Consider the following 14,606-nt stretch of genomic DNA (forward strand, 5'->3'; position numbering starts at 1 on the left):
CCTCGCGACGGCCGGAGTCTCCTGGCTCCCGGATCGCTGCTCGCCCCGGCCTTCCCGCCGGTCTCCCGGCCGTGGCCATGCGTGGGGTCCGCTCCCCGGTGACAGTGGCGGGACCGCGCCGGAATCACACCGGCTTCCTCCACGTCCGTCGACCGGAGAGGTCACCACACGGCGCGGGCTCCGGTCAACGTCGCCGACGCCACCCCGGGAGGCGCGCGGCGTGTCAGCGCAGGATGCCCTGCCGGAACCCGCGCGCGACGGCGTCCGCCCGGTCGCCCGCCCCCAGCTTGCGGAACAGGCGCCGGGCGTGGGTCTTCACGGTGTCCTCGGCCAGCTCGAGCGCCGCCGCGATCTCGGAGTTCGACAGGCCGTCGGTCATCCCCAGCAGGACGTCGAGCTCCCGCCGGGAGAGCTCTGCCGTGGTGGAACGCCCGGGCACCCCGAAGGGCCGTGCCCCGACCTGCTCGCCCGAGCGCAGGAAGCCGCGGGCCCCGAGGTCGAGGGCGGCCGAGGCCAGGCGGTGCTCGCTGTCGCGCCCGGCCTCCGGAGGGCCGGCGATGAGCACGGCCAGCTCGGGCGCCTCCTCGCGCACCGCCTCGACGGTCGCGGCCCAGGCGGTGCCCGGCGTCCCGGTGGGGGTGAGGTCGGCGGCGACGACGACGAGGTCGGGCTGCTCCCGGGCGACGGCCGCGACCAGGTCGTCGAGGTCGACCACGTGGACCCGTTCGAACCCGGCCTCGACGGCGTGGGCCACCCGCTGCGCGGTGTCGGTGTCGAGGGCCGCGACCAGGCAGACGGGCATGCGGGCTCCTCAACGGTTCGGGCGAGTCGGCGGCTCGACCGGGCGTGGCGCAGAGGGGTCAGGCTCCCACACGGTGATCGCCCGTCGGACGGCGCCCTACCGACACGTTTGGCGACATCACTCCGCCGAGTCGGCGTGTTCGCGCGCGCCGGAGCGGGTCCGGAGTCCCCCGACCGGACGACCGCCCCCGACGACGGCGGGTGCCGCCACCGCGGCCACCGGGTCCGGCACCGGCAGGCCGACCGCGGCGAGGACGTCGAGCAGGACCGGGCCCACGGCGCGGGCGTGGCCGTCGTCGACCTTCGCGGCCAGCGCCGTGCCGTCGGGGAGCGCGGCGACGAGCACGCCCTCGGCCCCGCTCTTCGCGAGCGCGCCGGGCAGCTCGGCCATGAGCACCGTGTCCAGGCGACCGGTCCCGGCCACGAGCCAGGGGTGGGCCCGCATCGCGGCAGCGACCCGCCCCGTCGTCGTCGCCGGGTCGGCGCGGGCGAGGGACCACGGAACGCGGGCGAGGTCGGTGAGCGTGGTCGCGAACGCGGGCGCGCCACAGCCGTCGGTGCTCGCCGCGAGGACAGGGCCGGCGAGTTCGGCGACCGCGGCGCGGCAGGCGTGCTGCAGCGGGTGGTCCGGGTCGAGGTAGCCGGGGTCGCCGCCGGCGGCGACGAGCATCGCGGCGTGCTTGCCCGAGCAGTTCATGGCCAGCGGCGCCGGGCCGTGGCCCGCGGCCAGCCAGGCCCGGGCGGCGCCGGCACCGAGGGGGAGGTCGGGGACGCAGCGCAGCGCCTCCGAACCCAGGCCGTGGCGGGCGAGCAGCGCGGTGACGGCCGCGAGGTGCCCCGGCTCGCCGGAGTGCGACCCGGCCGCGAGGGCGGTCTCGCGCTCGGTGAGGTCGGCGCCCACCTCGAGCACGGCCACGGCCTGGGCGGGCTTGAGCGAGGACCGGCCGTAGACCGGGCGGTCGACCGCACCCGCCGTCGTGACCACCGACCCGTCGGGCGCGAGGACGACCAGCGAGACCGCGTGCACCGACTCGACGACCTCGCCGCGCACGACCTCGACGACGACCGGGTTCGTGGTCGAGCTCCGCTCCGCTGCGTCTCCGGCCGGGTCGGGCACTAGAACGCCGCCCTCTCGGCCAGGCGCCGGGCCTCCCCCGCCCGCTCCTCGGCGTCCTCGACCCGCGGGTCGCCCCACCCGTCGAGCCCGCCCGCGACCTCGCCGGTGTCGGCGATGTTCGCCCCCACCAGCGCCGACGCCGACTCCGCCGCCGCGGCGGCGAGCAGTGCCGCCGTGACGGCGTCCCCGGTGAGAGCGTCGGGACCGTGCTCGGCGAGCGCGGCGGCGATCTCGGTGACGCGGCAGGCGGCGGCGAGCACGTCCATGGGCACCTGGACGATCGCCTCGGTGGCCGCGGCCGCCCCGCCCGGGGCCTTGCGCGCGGCGAGGAAGCCGGAGAACGCGGCGACGTCGTCGTCGGCGAGGGTCAGCGCGTTCGCGCGGAGGCCGTCGAGCTCGTGGGCGAGGTCGAGGGCCGCCGGGTCGGTGCGCGCGGCGCCGCGGGCGACCTTCCCGGCGAGCCCGGCCGCGAGCGCCGTCGTCGCCGCCGCCGTCGACCCCGCGGCCGGGCCCGGGCCGCCCGCGGCCAGCGCCTCCGCGAGCTTCCCGAGCGGCAGGTGCTCAAGCATGTGAGCACTTTTCCGCGCTAGAGGACGGATTAGTGCTCTCGGGCTCGCAGCGCACCTCAGAACAGCCCCACGATCGTCCCGTCGGGCTCCACGTCGATCGAGTGCGCGGCGGGGTTCTTGCCCAGCCCCGGCATCGTCCGCATGTCGCCGCAGATCGGGTAGACGAACCCGGCCCCGACCGACGCGCGCACCTCCCGCACCGGCATCCGCCAGCCGGTGGGCGCGCCGAGCAGCGTCGGGTCCGAGGAGATCGACAGGTGCGTCTTCGCGATGCACACCGGGAGCCCGCCGAACCCGTTCCGCTCGTAGAGGTCGATCGAGGTGTTCGCGGCCGGGGCGTAGTCGACGCCGTCGGCGCCGTAGACCTTCGTCGCGACCGCTTCGATCTTCTCGCGCAGCGGTGCGTCGTCGGCGTAGAGGAAGTGGAAGTCGCTCGGCTCGTCCGCCGCCTCCGCCACCGCCTCCGCGAGCTCGACGCCGCCCGCGCCCCCGTCGGTGAAGTGGGTCGACACCGCGACCCGCGCCCCCATCGACTCGCCGATCTCCCGGATCGCCTGGTGCTCGGAGGGGTGGTCGGTGGGGAACGCGTTGATGCACACCACCGGCGAGACGCCGTGGATGCGCATGTTCTCGATCTGCTTGCGCAGGTTCGCCCCGCCGGCATGGACCTCGTCGGGGTTCTCCTCCAGCAGCGCCGGCGGCAGGTCCTTCCCCGCGACGATCTTGTGGTTGCCGGAGTGCGCCTTGAGCGCCCGCACGGTGGCGACGACGACGGCCGCGTCGGGCGTCATCCCCGACGTCCGGCACTTGATGTTGAAGAACCGCTCCGCGCCCATGTCGGCGCCGAAGCCCGCCTCGGTGATGAGGTAGTCCCCGCAGTGGATCCCGATGCGGTCGGCGACGATCGAGGAGTTGCCCGTCGCGATGTTGCCGAACGGTCCGGCGTGCACCAGGACCGGCGTGTTCTCGAGGATCTGCATGAGGTTCGGCTTGAGCGCGTCGCGCATCAGCGCCGCCATCGCCCCGGCCGCGTGGATGTCCTCGGCGGTCACCGCGTCGCCGTCGCGGGTGTAGCCGACGACGATGCGCCCGAGCCGGGCGCGCATGTCCTCCAGCGAGGTCGACAGCGCGAGCAGCGCCATGACCTCGCTCGCCGAGGTGATGTCGAAGCCGGACTCGCGCGGCACGCCGTCCATCCGTCCGCCGAGCCCGGTGACGATGTTGCGCAGCGCGCGGTCGTTGACGTCCAGCACTCGGCGCCAGGTGACTCGGTAGGGGTCCAGGCCGGCGGTGTTGCCTTGGTAGAGGTGGTTGTCCAGCACCGCGGAGAGCATGTTGTGGGCGCTGGTGACGGCGTGGAAGTCGCCGGTGAGGTGGAGGTTGAACTTCTCCATCGGCACGACCTGCGAGTAGCCCCCGCCCGCGGCGCCGCCCTTGATCCCGAACGTCGGGCCCATCGACGGCTGCCGGATGGCGACGACGCCGCGCTTGCCCACGTGCGAGAACGCCTGGCCCAGCCCGACCGTCGTCGTCGTCTTGCCCTCGCCGAGCGGCGTCGGTGTGATCGCTGTCACGACCACGTACTTCGCCCGCGGGCGGTCGGCCATCGCGTCGATGGCGTCGAGCTCGATCTTGGCGACGTCGCGGCCGTGCATCTCCAGCAGGTGGGGAGGCAGGTCCATGGCCGCGGCGACGTCGTCCAGCGGCTTCAGCGTCGCCTTCTGGGCGATCTCGAGGTCGGACGGGATGCTCATGTCGGCTTACACAAGCAGAACCCACGGTTCCCGTCGACGCGAGAGGGAGTCGTTGCCCACGCTACGGGTCTGGTCCGTCGACGATCCCGCACAGTGGCGGCCGTGCCGTTCACGACCCTGCTGGGACAGATCGGTCCGGTCTTCGCCCTGATCCTCGTCGGCGCCGTGCTGTCGGGCTCCGAGCGCTTCGGGGAACGGGCCGCGGCCACGCTCAACGACCTGGTCTACTACCTGGCGCTCCCGGCGCTGATCTTCGGTTCCGTCGCCGCGTCCGACCTCTCGGCGGGCATCCCGCTCGTGGCGCTCGCGGTCGCGGTCGGGATGCTGCTGGTGGCCTACCTGCTCGGCGTCGGGGTGGCGCTGGCGGCGCGGATCGGGGGCCGGGAGGCCAACGCCGTGGGGCTCGTCGCCGGCTGGGGCAACGTCGGCTACATGGGCATCCCGCTGACGACCGCGGTGCTCGGTCCGGCCGCGGCGCTCGCGGCGTCGCTGGTCTCGACGCTGCACACGGCGCTCGCCGTCTCGCTGTTCCTCGTGGTGGCGACGCTGGTCGACCACGACCGCGCCGACGGGCACCCGACGCGCGGGACCCTGGCGCTGACGCTGGCCCGCCGGGTGCTGGGCAACCCGGTGGTCGTCGCGATCGTGCTGGGCGTCGTGGTGGCCACGTTCCACGTGGCGCTGCCCGGGCCCGTGACGACGACGGTCCGCCTCGTCGGGGACATGGCCGCCCCCGGCGGCCTGCTGGCCCTGGGCATCCTGCTGCGCGCGGCCCTGCCGGCACTGCGGGCTGGGCGGACACGGCTCGCGACGATCCTCGGCGCCACCCTGGTGAAGCTCGTGGCGATGCCCGCGCTCGCGCTCGGGGCGGTCCGGCTGTTCGCGGTGCCCGCCCCGTGGGCGGCGGTGCTGGTGGTGATGGCGGCGCTCCCGGACGCGGCCACCGTCTTCGTCCTCACCGCGCAGTACCGGACGTGGTACCGGGGAGAGCACCGCGGTCGTCGTGCTGACGACCGTCGGCGCGGTGGTGACGCTGCCGCTGCTGCTGTCCCTGGCGCTGTAGCTCAGGCCTCGAGCCAGAGCCGGCGCCGCTCCTCGTGGGTGCGGGCCTCGGACACCTCGTCGACCAGCGCCGCCTGCTCCTCGCTCGCGGCGCCCTGCGCGACCGCGCGCTCCGCGTCGGCCATCTCCCGGTCGGCGCGCGCCTCGTCGGCGTCGGCGGGCGTCGGCGCGATCCGGCCGCGACGCGCGTCCGCCGGCTCGGCGCCGCGCCTCGGCTGCTCGACGGTTCCGTTCGTCTCGCTGGCCACGTTCCTCATCCTCCGTCCGCCGGCTCTCGTCCTCCGGCCCGGGACCGACTGCTCCGACCCCGTCCGGCGCCGGGTAGACGCAATCCGCGCGCAACAATCGGTGCTGTGTCCCACGAGACGCCGCCGGGCGCCGCGGCCGTCGTCCTCGCCGGCGGGCGCTCCCGGCGCATGGGCACCGACAAGGCCCAGCTGCGCTGGGGCGGGGGCACGCTGCTCGAGCACGTCGTGGGCGTCGTGCGCGGCGCGGTGCCGGGCCCGGTCGTGGTCGTCGGTGCTGCCGGCGCCCCCCGGACGGTCGGCGACCCCCGTGTCGTCGCCGTCACCGACGACGCTCCCGGCCGCGGCCCACTGCAGGGCCTCGCGACCGGGCTCCGGGCGGCCGCCGCGCAGGGCAGCACCGTCGCGTTCGTCTGCTCGGTGGACCTGCCCCTCCTCCACGGCGCCTACGTCGCGGCGGTCCTCGCCGCCCTCGGCGACGCCGAGGTCGCGCTCCCCGTGGTCCACGGCCACCGCCAGCCCCTCGCCGCCGCCTACGCGACCGCGCTCGGGGACCGGGCCGCGGCGCTGCTCGACGCCGGGGCCCGTCGCCCGGGCGAGCTGTTCGCGGCGAGCACGGTCCGCGAGCTCGCGGCGGCGGACCTGCTCGCCGACCCCGCCCTGCGCGCGGCCGACCCCGACCTGGACGCGCTGCGCGACGCCGACACCCCCGAGGAGTACGCGGCCCTGACCCGGTGGGCGACCGGCCCACGTCCGTGACACCGTGCTCGCGTGCGCAGCGACGACGGGCGGCGGAGCCCCGTGGACGGGACCGGGAGGACGCTCGTCCTCACCCTCCTCGTCGCCGTCCTGGCGGCGCTGCTCGCGGCGTGCGGCGGGAGCCCGGCCGACATCCCCGCCGGGCAGTCCTCCGGCAGCTCCGCCGCGCAGGGGCCTGACGTCGAGACGCGCACCCCGGCGTCCGCGCGGGCCAAGCTCGCGCTGGCGCTGGCCGACCCGTGCTACGCCTCCCCCGACGCCCGCGCGGTGTGGCCGCGCTGCGGGCGCTGGGTCGAGGAGAGCGCGTCGGTCGCACGGACCGCGGCGAGCGTGCTCCCTAACGACGCCGCCGTGACCGGCGCCGCGGCGGCCGTAAGCGCGGCGCACGACGACTTCGTCGGCCGCGGCTGCCCGGGCACCGGCCCGACGGTGCAGCTGGACGCCAACTCCTGCATCGGTGGCCTCGCCACGGTGCGGGGGGCGATGGGCCGGCTCGCGGGCGCGCTGGGCCCCGCGTCCTGATCCACTCCTGATCACGACAGCCCTACCCTCGACGGCCATGGCGAGCCTCTCCGAGCCCGACCTCCGCGCCTTCCTCTCCCACGGCACCCGCACCGGCAAGCTCGGCTGGACCGCCTGCGACGGCAGGCCCCTGGTCGCCCCGGTCTGGTTCCTGCTCGAGGGCGACGGGCCCGACGCCACGCTGGTGTTCAACACCGGTGCCGACACCGCCAAGGGGCGGGCCCTCGCCCGCGACCCCCGAGTGGCGCTCTGCGTCGACCTCGAGGAGCCGCCGTTCGCGTTCGTGCAGGTCCAGGGCACGGTCACGCTCTCCTCGGACCCCGACGAGCTGCTGCGCACCGCCACCGAGATCGGCGAGCGCTACATGGGCGCGGACCGTGCCGGGGAGTTCGGGAAGCGCAACGCGGTGCCGGGCGAGCTCGTGGTGCGGCTCGTCCCGACGAAGGTCGTCGCCTCGCGGGACATCACCGGATGAGCCGCCCGCCGGCCCTCGCCGCCGCCCTCGGCCTGGAGCCGCACCCGGAGGGCGGGTGGTACCGCCGGATCTGGGAGGCCGCGACCACCGTCGAGCCGCCGGGCTACGGCGGCACCCGGCCCACCGCGACCGCGATCCACTACGTCCTCGGCCCGGGCGAGGAGTCGGTGTGGCACCGCGTCCGCTCCGACGAGCTGTGGTTCTGGCACCGCGGCGCGGCGCTGACGCTGTGGCTCGGCGGGGACGGCGACGCGCCCGCGGAGCCCGGCTCGGCGCACCTGCTCGGCCCCGGCACGACCCCCGACGAGCGGCCCGCCCTGCTCGTCCCGGGCGGGCACTGGCAGCGGGCGGCACCCCGACCCGACGACCCGGCTCGCGATGGCGGGGCTCCCGACAGCGGCGCGGTGCTGGTCAGCTGCGTGGTCTCGCCCGGGTTCGACTTCGCCGATTTCACGACGACGGGGTGAGCGGGCTCACTCGGTGGCGGGCCCGGCGGGGGCCTGCTGCTGCTCCGCCGGCGGCTGGGCCGCGGCCGGGTCCTGGGCGGCCGGCGCGGCGGGGGCCGCGGGCGCGGCGGGCGCGGGTTGCTGGGCCGGCGCGGGGGCGGAGGCGGTCGTCGCGCTGGCCGACGGCGGGGTCGCCCCGCCGTCGTTGCGCCGGGTGGGCTTCGAGCTCGTCGTCGGGGACGCCGTCGTGGTGCCCGCCTGCTGGCCCTCACCGCTGGCGGTCTCGCCCGGGTCGGTGCCCGCGACCGGCACGAACGGGCCGAACGACTGCTTGGGCGTGCCCTGCGTGGCCTCGTTCATGAACGACTGCCAGATGTCGCTCGGGATGCCGTGGCCGTAGATCGGCTTGCCGTCGTCGTACTGGATCGGGGTGTTGTCGTCCGTGCCGACCCACACCGACGCGACCACCGACGGCGTGTACCCGACCATCCAGGCGTCGTTGTTCTGGTTCTCGACGTGCGACTGGACCGTGCCGGTCTTGCCCACCGCCTGCCGGCCGCCGGAGAGCGAGGCGCCGTCGTAGGTCGGCACGTCGCTCATGGCCTCGGTGACGTTGCGGGCGACCTTGGGGTCGATCCGCGGCTCGCCCGCGGCCGCGTGGTCGTCGTAGAGGACCTCGCCGCTGGCCGTCGTCACCTTCTGGACCAGGTGGGGCTTCTCGTAGACGCCGTCGTTCGCGAAGGTCGCGTAGGCCCCCGCCATCTCGAGCGGCGTCACCTCGACGTTGCCCAGCGCGATGCCGCTGTTCGGGTCGTCCAGCTTCGCCGAGATCCCGGCCTGGTGGGCGGCGTCGGCGACGGCCTTCGGCCCGACCTGGTTGCCGAGCGCGGTGAAGACGACGTTGTTCGACAGCGTCATGGCGCGCTTGAGCGAGCAGCTGCTGCAGTCCGCGCCCTCGACGTTGCGGACCGTCTTCCCCGGGATCTGCTGGCCGTCGAACTGGGTACTGATCCCGATCGGGGGGTTGCGCTCCAGGGCGGCGAGCATGACGAAGGGCTTGAAGGTGGACCCGGCCTGCTTCTGCACCTGCGCGTAGTCGAGGCCGGAGCCGTTGTCCCCGCCGAAGTACGAGAGGACGTCCCCGGTCCGCGGGTCGACCGACACCGCGGCCGAGCGCAGGTTCCCCGGCTTGTCCTTCATCTCCTCGTGGACGGCGTCGGTCGCCTCCCCCTGGGCCTTCGGGTCGATCGTGGTCTGGATCTGGAGGCCCTGGGTGACGAGCGCGTCCTCGTCGATGCCGAGCGTCTGCAGCTCGTCCTTGACCGCCGAATAGATGTGGCCGCGGTCGTCGTCGGGGACACCGTTGATGGTCTTGCGCGGCGGCGCGGTGACCGGGAACTGCGCGGCGGAGCGCTGCGCCTGGGAGAGCCACCCCGACGAGACCATGCCGTCCATGACGTAGTTCCAGCGCCGCTCGGAGCCGTCGCGGTTGACCGCCGGGTCCCACTGGGAGGGCGCCTGGATGAGGCCCGCGATCACGGCGCCCTCGGCCGGGGTGAGCTGCTCGACGGGCTTGTTGAAGTACGCCTGCGACGCCGCCTGGATGCCGTACGCGCCGCGACCGAGATAGATGCTGTTGAGGTAGTCCTCGAGCACCTGGTCCTTCGAGTACTCCTGCGTGATCTTCGCCGAGATGATGAGCTCGCGAAACTTGCGGAAGTACGAGTGCTCGTCGCCGACCATGGCGTTCTTGACGTACTGCTGCGTGATGGTCGACCCGCCGCCCGCACCGCCGGTGACCTGCTTGAAGGCGGCGTGCACGATGCCGCCGACGTCGAACCCGGAGTTCGTGTAGAAGGTCCGGTCCTCCGCCGAGAGCACGGCGTGCTGGACCGCCAGGGGGATCTGGTTGATCGTGACCTTCTGCCGGTTGCCCTGCTCGCCCGGTGCGACGCGGGCGATCACGCTCCCGTCGGAGAAGGCGACGGTGTTGAGCTGGCTCTCCACCGCGGAGTCCGCGTTCGGGACCGGGATGAACAGCCAGCCGAGCACGAAGCTGAGCAACGGGACGCCGACGAACGCGGCCAGGAGGGCGTAGCCCGCGCGGCGGCGACGGCGCCAGAGCCGGGCGGAGGTCGTGAGTGAGGCCGGATCCTTGCCGTCCAGGTAGGCCTGCGCGTGGCCGTCGACCCAGTGGCCCGCGGCCAGGAGACGCTCGCCGCCGGGCCAGTGGCGGACCTTCCCCGCGACGGCGACGACGAGGGCCGCCACCGCGGCGGCGATCCGTCCGCGTGGCGGGGCCGGGCGGTCGTCGGTCCGGGCGTCCGCGGCGCGGCGGGTACCGGACCGGGTCGGTCGGGCACCGGCCCGGCCGCGACCTGCGGCGCGGCTGAGGCCGTCGCGTCCGGCGGCGCGGCGCTCGGCGCGGGTGTGCGCGGACTGCGGGACGGCGGCGGTGCGCGTGCCGGTCGACGTCGGGCGCGCGGTGGTGGTCGCGGCGTCGTGGGCGGCGGTCGGTTCGGCCGCCCGGTCCTCGGCGTCCTCGTCCCCGAGCGGCTCCACGACCGGACCGATCGCGGTCCCGTCGGGGGTCCGCGCCGGCAGGCCGTTCGGCGGCTTCACCGGAGTGCCGTTCGGCGGCTTCGCGGGAGCGCCGTTCGGCGGCTTCACCGGAGTGCCGTTCGGCGGCTTCACCGGCGCGCCGTTCGGCGGACCCGCGGGCGGGCGGGGACCCGAGGCGGTGCCCGGGCCGGCGGGCGGACGCGGGCCCGACCCGGTGCCGGGTGCGGGCGGTGCCCCGGCGGGCCGCGGAGGTGCTCCCGCGGCGGCGCCGTTCGTCACCGGCGCGGACGGCGCGGGACGCCCCGGGGCCGACGCGGGCGGCGGGCCGGGTCGCCCGGCAGGCCCCGCGGGCGGAACCGGGCCGCCCGGCCGGCGCGGTCCGGCGGGCGACGGGACCGCGGCGGGGCCCGGGGCGCCGGGGCCCGACGGCGTGCCGGGAGCGCCGGGGCGCGCGGCCGGGGCGCCGGGACGTGCTGTGGGGGCCGGGCCGCCGGAGCGACCCGGGGGCACGGCGAGGGCCTGCGGCCCGGACAACGAGTGCGGCGCCCGAGGAGCCACCGGGGCGGCGCCGCGGGTCGAGCCGGAGCGCGACCCCGTGTCACCGGATCCGGTCCGGGGTGCCGCGGGCGGCGGGGGCACGACGGCGGGGGACGCGAGCGCCGTGGACGGGCCGTTCCCGCCGCGGCCGGAGGCCGCCGACCCGCCTGAGGCCGTCGACCCGCCGGAGGTCGCGGCCCGGGACGGGGATCGGTCCGCGTCCGCCGAGGAGGTCCGGCCCGCGCCGACGGCGGCCGGCTCCGGCCCGGCGTGGCGACCCGAGCCCTGGGCGCGGAACGACGACGAGGAGAAGGCGGACGGGAAGCCGACGGGAGGCGACGGCGGGGCCGGGTCGTCGGCGGGCCGCGGGCGGAAGATCTCGCCGTAGTCGCGGTCGGTGTCGGAACCCTCCGGCTCGCGGTGCGCGGGTCCGGTGCCGCCGTCCGGGGGGCGATCGACGGTGCCGTCGGAGTGGTCACGCCGCGAGGACCGGGCATGTGCACCCACGCCGCTCCACCTCCCGCGTCCACATCCGGCGCTCGTCCGGACTCCAGGTCCCGATTCCATCACGATCCGGTCACTGCACCGCGCCGGTCCGGCCACCTTCGTGACCAGGTGCCATCGCTCGGCGACGAACGGTGACTCGATCAGGTGTCAGTGGGTGCCGCACCGGCCATGCGACCCCGTGAGAGGTCAACGGCCGAAGGGGGACTCGGCTACAGGGGGGATGCGCCATGCTCCGTGACCGGATGGAAACATGCGGCGAGCGGCGTGCCCGGTTCCTGCTCGTGGGTGACACTGTCCCTGCTCGCCCGGAACCTGCCGGTCGGCGACGGATCAGTCGGACCTCACACCGCGACCACACCGTGTCATCGCGATCGACGCCGAGAGGTGGGCCATGAGCGACGAACCGGACGAGGTGTCCGGGGACGCCGATACGCCGGGGGCGCGCGGGGCCGACAGGCCCGACGGGTCCCGGGACCGGTCTGGCCTCCTGGCGGGCGAGGCCGCGGCGATCGCCCGGTTCGGCGAGGGCCGGGCCCTGTTCTCCGCCGACGTCCCCACGCCGCGCCACCCGCACGTCGGCCCGCTGCTCCCGCGCCGGCGGATCGCCTTCCCGCCCGCCGGGACGGCCGCGGCCGGGGGACACCCCGGCCCCGCCCCGTCGACCGAACTGGTCCGGGCCCGCCGTGACCTGCCTGCCCGTCGCGTGGACCCCGCGGTCTCCGCGTGGACCCGCGCGGGAATCGCCGCCCGCCGGGGCGTGGAGGTCGTCGTCGACCTGACGGCGCGCGGGGTCGTCGCCGCCGTCGACGTGGTCGGGGCCGCCGCCCAGGCCGTCGTCACCCTGGTGTTCGGGCCGGAACGGGTGGCGACGCCTCGCGAGCACACCGTGTCGTGATAGCCGCCGACGGGGTGCCCACGTGGGCGGAGCCCACCTACAGCTGGACGCCCCGGGTCAGCGCGCCGTCGACGACGAGGTTCGTGCCGCTGACGAAGGAGGCCGCGGGGCTCGCGAGGAACGTGACGGCCCGCGCGACCTCGTCGGGCCGCGCCATCCGTCCCGTCGGGTTGAGGCCGAGGGCGTGCGCGTACAGATCCGGGTTGTTCGCCTCGATCGACTCCCACACCCCACCGGGGAAGTACACGTTCCCGGGCGAGACGGTGTTGGCCCGGACCCGTCCGGCGAGCTGGTGGGCCAGCCCCTGCGTGTAGTGCACGATCGCGCCCTTGACCGTGCCGTACGGGCCGGCGGCGAAGTCGATCTCCCGGCCGGACACGCTCGAGACGGTGACGATCGCGCCGGCGTCGGACGCCTCCAGCGACGGGAGCGCCGCCTCGACGAGCCGCACCGTGCCGAGCATGTCCGTGCGGAACGACGCCTCCCAGTTCTCCTCCGACGAGGGGATCGCCAGCGCGGACACGTTCGCGACGACGACGTCGATGCCGCCGAGCTGCTCGGCGGACGTCGCCACCCAGGCGCGCAGGGCCTCCCGGTCGGCGACGTCGACGGCCGCGCCGTGCACCGCGCGTCCCGCGTCGGACAGCTCGGCGACCGCGCTCTCGACGCCGTCCGCGGACCGCGCACAGAAGGCGACGGTGACGCCCTCGTCGGCGAGGGCCTCGACGATCGCGCGGCCGATGCCCCGACTGCCGCCGGTGACGAGCGCTCGCCTGCCGGCCAGACCGAGATCCATGGGTTCCTCCGGAGTTAGAGGCGTGCCGCCCGGGCACGGAGGTCCGCGTGCAGACCTCCGTACGGGTCGGCGCGCGGCAGATAGGCCTTGGCCACCTTCGTCAGGGCGCTGTAGTTCGTGTCGACGACGTTGGCCAGTGGTGCGAGCGAGATCTGGGTGAGCAGCTGGTAGGCGTCGAGACGGTCGAGCCCGTGCAGGGCCCCGAGCCAGGAGATCATCTCCTTCTGCCCGATCCGCCAGGCGTCCTCCAGCGGCCGGGACGACCCGATGGTGATGAGCTCGGCGTCGTTCTCCAGCCGCGGCCAGAGCGGGGCGGGCGCGGTCGAGGCCTTCACCAGGTCCACGATCAGGGTGACGTCCATGGCGCCCTCGACGGCGGTGCCGCAGGACTCGCCCTCGCCCTGCCGGTAGTGCCCGTCGCCCACCGAGAAGATCGCGCCCGGCTCGTTCACCGGCAGGTAGCAGGTGACGCCCGCGCGCATCTCGGGCGTGTCCATGTTGCCGCCGAACGCGTCCGGGGTGAGCGAGGACCGGACCTCGCGCGCGGCCGGGGCGACGCCGACGGTGCCGAGCATCGGCGCGATCGGAAGGTCGACCGAGAACGTGCCGTGCTGCGCGACGAAGGCGACGGTGCCGCGGGCCCGGTCGAGCTCGTAGATCCAGGTCACCTCGGGCAGGGCCTCGTCGAGCAGGGCCGTCCGGTCGGTGCCGGTGAGCCCGCCGAAGAACGGCACGAGCGTCGAGGCGCCCCAGTCGCGCGCCGGCGTGAGATCGACGAGGTGGAGCACGAGGGTGTCGCCCGGCTCGGCGCCGCGGACCGCGAACGGGCCGGTCTGCGGGTTGAGGAACCGCGGGTCGAGGCTGGCGCTCGCCAGGTCGGTGACCGCACGGATCCGGCCGCCGAAGGCGTCGTCGCACCACAGCCGCATGACGCTGCCCGGCTCCACCTCGAGCACCGGGGCGGCGCCACCGAACGTCCACGCGTACTGGTCCGGGGTCGGCGAGAACTCGACGACGGCTGGCTCGCTCATGCCTGCGCCTCTCCGGTCGTGCTCCGGTGCTAGTAGCGGTCGGCCCCGGTCAGGCGCCGTTCCAGGTCGTCGGCGGTCGCCGTGACGAGGCGGAACGGTGCCTCGAACTCGGCGAACGTCAGGTCGGACAGGGGTGCGGAGTGCCGGAAGACGGCGGTGCCGTCCACGGCCACCGCCCCTCCCACCACCGCGGCCTCGGCCAGCTCGAGCAGCCGGCGGACGTCGATGTCGTCGAGGCGGGCGACGGGCGATTCGATCTGCATCCAGTCGTGGCCTTCCACCGCCCCGCGGTACCGGACGTAGACCAGCTGGTCGCGTCCCTCGGTGGTCGGCAGCCGGAAGGTGAGGCTGTCCGCGTCCTGCGCCATCACCTCGTAGCGGACCCGCACCCACAGCACGAGGTCGTCCCAGCTGGCCACGCACACTCCTGAAGAATCGGGGTCCTCCGGCGAGGCGAAACGGTAGCAGCGGGGCGGGCGCGTGGGAGGAGATCGCGACCGCCGGTCAGGTGCGGGCGGTCCGGCTAGC

General features: G+C 75.5%; 15 protein-coding genes, 1 pseudogene and 1 riboswitch. Of the genes and pseudogenes, 7 read left to right on the forward strand and 9 right to left on the reverse strand.

Going from position 1 to position 14,606, the window contains the following annotated elements; translation table 11 throughout:
- Positions 1–15 precede the first annotated feature (15 nt).
- Positions 16–139: riboswitch (cobalamin riboswitch) on the reverse strand.
- 84 nt (positions 140–223) lie between these two features.
- The 4 genes from VGH76_RS12190 to VGH76_RS12205 form a co-directional block, all read right to left on the reverse strand.
- Complete coding sequence (locus VGH76_RS12190; protein ID WP_331556940.1) at positions 224–802, reverse strand: response regulator transcription factor; 579 nt, start codon at positions 800–802, stop codon at positions 224–226.
- A 117-nt stretch (positions 803–919) separates the two neighbouring features.
- Entirely contained in the window at positions 920–1,918 is a 999-nt protein-coding gene (locus tag VGH76_RS12195) for an asparaginase (protein ID WP_331556941.1), read from the reverse strand.
- A complete protein-coding gene (locus VGH76_RS12200) occupies positions 1,918–2,487 on the reverse strand; it encodes a cyclodeaminase/cyclohydrolase family protein (RefSeq protein WP_331556942.1) in 570 nt (189 codons plus the stop codon). Before VGH76_RS12200 ends, VGH76_RS12195 begins: the two co-directional genes overlap by 1 nt.
- A gap of 56 nt (positions 2,488–2,543) precedes the next feature.
- Positions 2,544–4,241 carry a formate--tetrahydrofolate ligase gene (locus VGH76_RS12205; RefSeq protein ID WP_331556943.1) on the reverse strand — a complete coding sequence of 566 codons (1,698 nt, stop codon included), beginning with the start codon at positions 4,239–4,241 and terminating at the stop codon, positions 2,544–2,546.
- A 165-nt stretch (positions 4,242–4,406) separates the two neighbouring features.
- Between VGH76_RS12205 and VGH76_RS27990 the strand changes: the two are divergent.
- Positions 4,407–5,150 (forward strand): annotated as a pseudogene (locus tag VGH76_RS27990) (AEC family transporter); the annotation flags it as partial.
- 155 nt (positions 5,151–5,305) lie between these two features.
- Here the strand turns inward: VGH76_RS27990 and VGH76_RS12215 are convergent.
- Positions 5,306–5,551, reverse strand: a complete 246-nt coding sequence (locus VGH76_RS12215) for a hypothetical protein (RefSeq protein WP_331556945.1) — start codon at positions 5,549–5,551, stop codon at positions 5,306–5,308.
- Between the two features lie 105 nt (positions 5,552–5,656).
- Between VGH76_RS12215 and VGH76_RS12220 the strand changes: the two genes are divergently transcribed.
- Genes VGH76_RS12220 through VGH76_RS12235 form a run of 4 tightly spaced genes read left to right on the forward strand, consistent with a single transcriptional unit; the run spans position 5,657 to position 7,771 of the window.
- A complete protein-coding gene (locus VGH76_RS12220) occupies positions 5,657–6,307 on the forward strand; it encodes a molybdenum cofactor guanylyltransferase (RefSeq protein ID WP_331556946.1) in 651 nt (216 codons plus the stop codon).
- Between the two features lie 12 nt (positions 6,308–6,319).
- Positions 6,320–6,829 (forward strand): hypothetical protein, encoded by a 510-nt coding sequence (locus VGH76_RS12225; RefSeq protein WP_331556947.1) that lies wholly within the window; start codon positions 6,320–6,322, stop codon positions 6,827–6,829.
- A gap of 37 nt (positions 6,830–6,866) precedes the next feature.
- Positions 6,867–7,304 carry a PPOX class F420-dependent oxidoreductase gene (locus tag VGH76_RS12230; RefSeq protein ID WP_331556948.1) on the forward strand — a complete coding sequence of 146 codons (438 nt, stop codon included), beginning with the start codon at positions 6,867–6,869 and terminating at the stop codon, positions 7,302–7,304.
- Complete coding sequence (locus VGH76_RS12235; RefSeq protein WP_331556949.1) at positions 7,301–7,771, forward strand: cupin domain-containing protein; 471 nt, start codon at positions 7,301–7,303, stop codon at positions 7,769–7,771. The genes VGH76_RS12230 and VGH76_RS12235 overlap by 4 nt, the downstream gene beginning before the upstream one ends.
- A gap of 6 nt (positions 7,772–7,777) precedes the next feature.
- Here VGH76_RS12235 and VGH76_RS12240 read toward each other — a convergent pair whose 3' ends face one another.
- Positions 7,778–10,372 carry a transglycosylase domain-containing protein gene (locus VGH76_RS12240; protein ID WP_331556950.1) on the reverse strand — a complete coding sequence of 865 codons (2,595 nt, stop codon included), beginning with the start codon at positions 10,370–10,372 and terminating at the stop codon, positions 7,778–7,780.
- Between the two features lie 4 nt (positions 10,373–10,376).
- On the opposite strand from VGH76_RS12240, the gene VGH76_RS12245 reads away from it, so the two are divergent.
- Positions 10,377–11,237, forward strand: a complete 861-nt coding sequence (locus VGH76_RS12245; protein WP_331556951.1) for a hypothetical protein — start codon at positions 10,377–10,379, stop codon at positions 11,235–11,237.
- Between the two features lie 510 nt (positions 11,238–11,747).
- Positions 11,748–12,251 (forward strand): hypothetical protein, encoded by a 504-nt coding sequence (locus tag VGH76_RS12250; protein WP_331556952.1) that lies wholly within the window; start codon positions 11,748–11,750, stop codon positions 12,249–12,251.
- 37 nt (positions 12,252–12,288) lie between these two features.
- Here the strand turns inward: VGH76_RS12250 and VGH76_RS12255 are convergent, their stop codons facing one another.
- The 3 genes from VGH76_RS12255 to VGH76_RS12265 are packed head-to-tail and all read right to left on the reverse strand — an operon-like array spanning position 12,289 to position 14,497.
- Positions 12,289–13,047 (reverse strand): SDR family NAD(P)-dependent oxidoreductase, encoded by a 759-nt coding sequence (locus tag VGH76_RS12255; protein WP_331556953.1) that lies wholly within the window; start codon positions 13,045–13,047, stop codon positions 12,289–12,291.
- 14 nt (positions 13,048–13,061) lie between these two features.
- The gene (locus tag VGH76_RS12260) at positions 13,062–14,078 is read right to left on the reverse strand and encodes an acetamidase/formamidase family protein (protein WP_331556954.1); all 1,017 of its coding nucleotides are present in this window, start codon (positions 14,076–14,078) and stop codon (positions 13,062–13,064) included.
- A 29-nt stretch (positions 14,079–14,107) separates the two neighbouring features.
- Positions 14,108–14,497, reverse strand: coding sequence for a hypothetical protein (locus tag VGH76_RS12265; protein ID WP_331556955.1), 390 nt, complete (start codon positions 14,495–14,497; stop codon positions 14,108–14,110).
- Positions 14,498–14,606: the final 109 nt, after the last annotated feature.

It is taken from the genome of Actinomycetospora sp. (genome assembly GCF_036497585.1).
Classification (GTDB): Bacteria; Actinomycetota; Actinomycetes; order Mycobacteriales; family Pseudonocardiaceae; genus Actinomycetospora.

What these genes read in the sequence shown, in the direction of transcription:
- VGH76_RS12190 (WP_331556940.1), bottom strand. Translation starts at nt 802, where the DNA reads ATGCCCGTCTGCCTGGTCGCGGCCCTCGACACCGACACCGCGCAGCGG.
- VGH76_RS12200 (WP_331556942.1), bottom strand. Translation starts at nt 2,487, where the DNA reads ATGCTTGAGCACCTGCCGCTCGGGAAGCTCGCGGAGGCGCTGGCCGCG.
- VGH76_RS12205 (WP_331556943.1), bottom strand. Translation starts at nt 4,241, where the DNA reads ATGAGCATCCCGTCCGACCTCGAGATCGCCCAGAAGGCGACGCTGAAG.
- VGH76_RS12230 (WP_331556948.1), top strand. Translation starts at nt 6,867, where the DNA reads ATGGCGAGCCTCTCCGAGCCCGACCTCCGCGCCTTCCTCTCCCACGGC.
- VGH76_RS12235 (WP_331556949.1), top strand. Translation starts at nt 7,301, where the DNA reads ATGAGCCGCCCGCCGGCCCTCGCCGCCGCCCTCGGCCTGGAGCCGCAC.
- VGH76_RS12250 (WP_331556952.1), top strand. Translation starts at nt 11,748, where the DNA reads ATGAGCGACGAACCGGACGAGGTGTCCGGGGACGCCGATACGCCGGGG.
- VGH76_RS12255 (WP_331556953.1), bottom strand. Translation starts at nt 13,047, where the DNA reads ATGGATCTCGGTCTGGCCGGCAGGCGAGCGCTCGTCACCGGCGGCAGT.
- VGH76_RS12260 (WP_331556954.1), bottom strand. Translation starts at nt 14,078, where the DNA reads ATGAGCGAGCCAGCCGTCGTCGAGTTCTCGCCGACCCCGGACCAGTAC.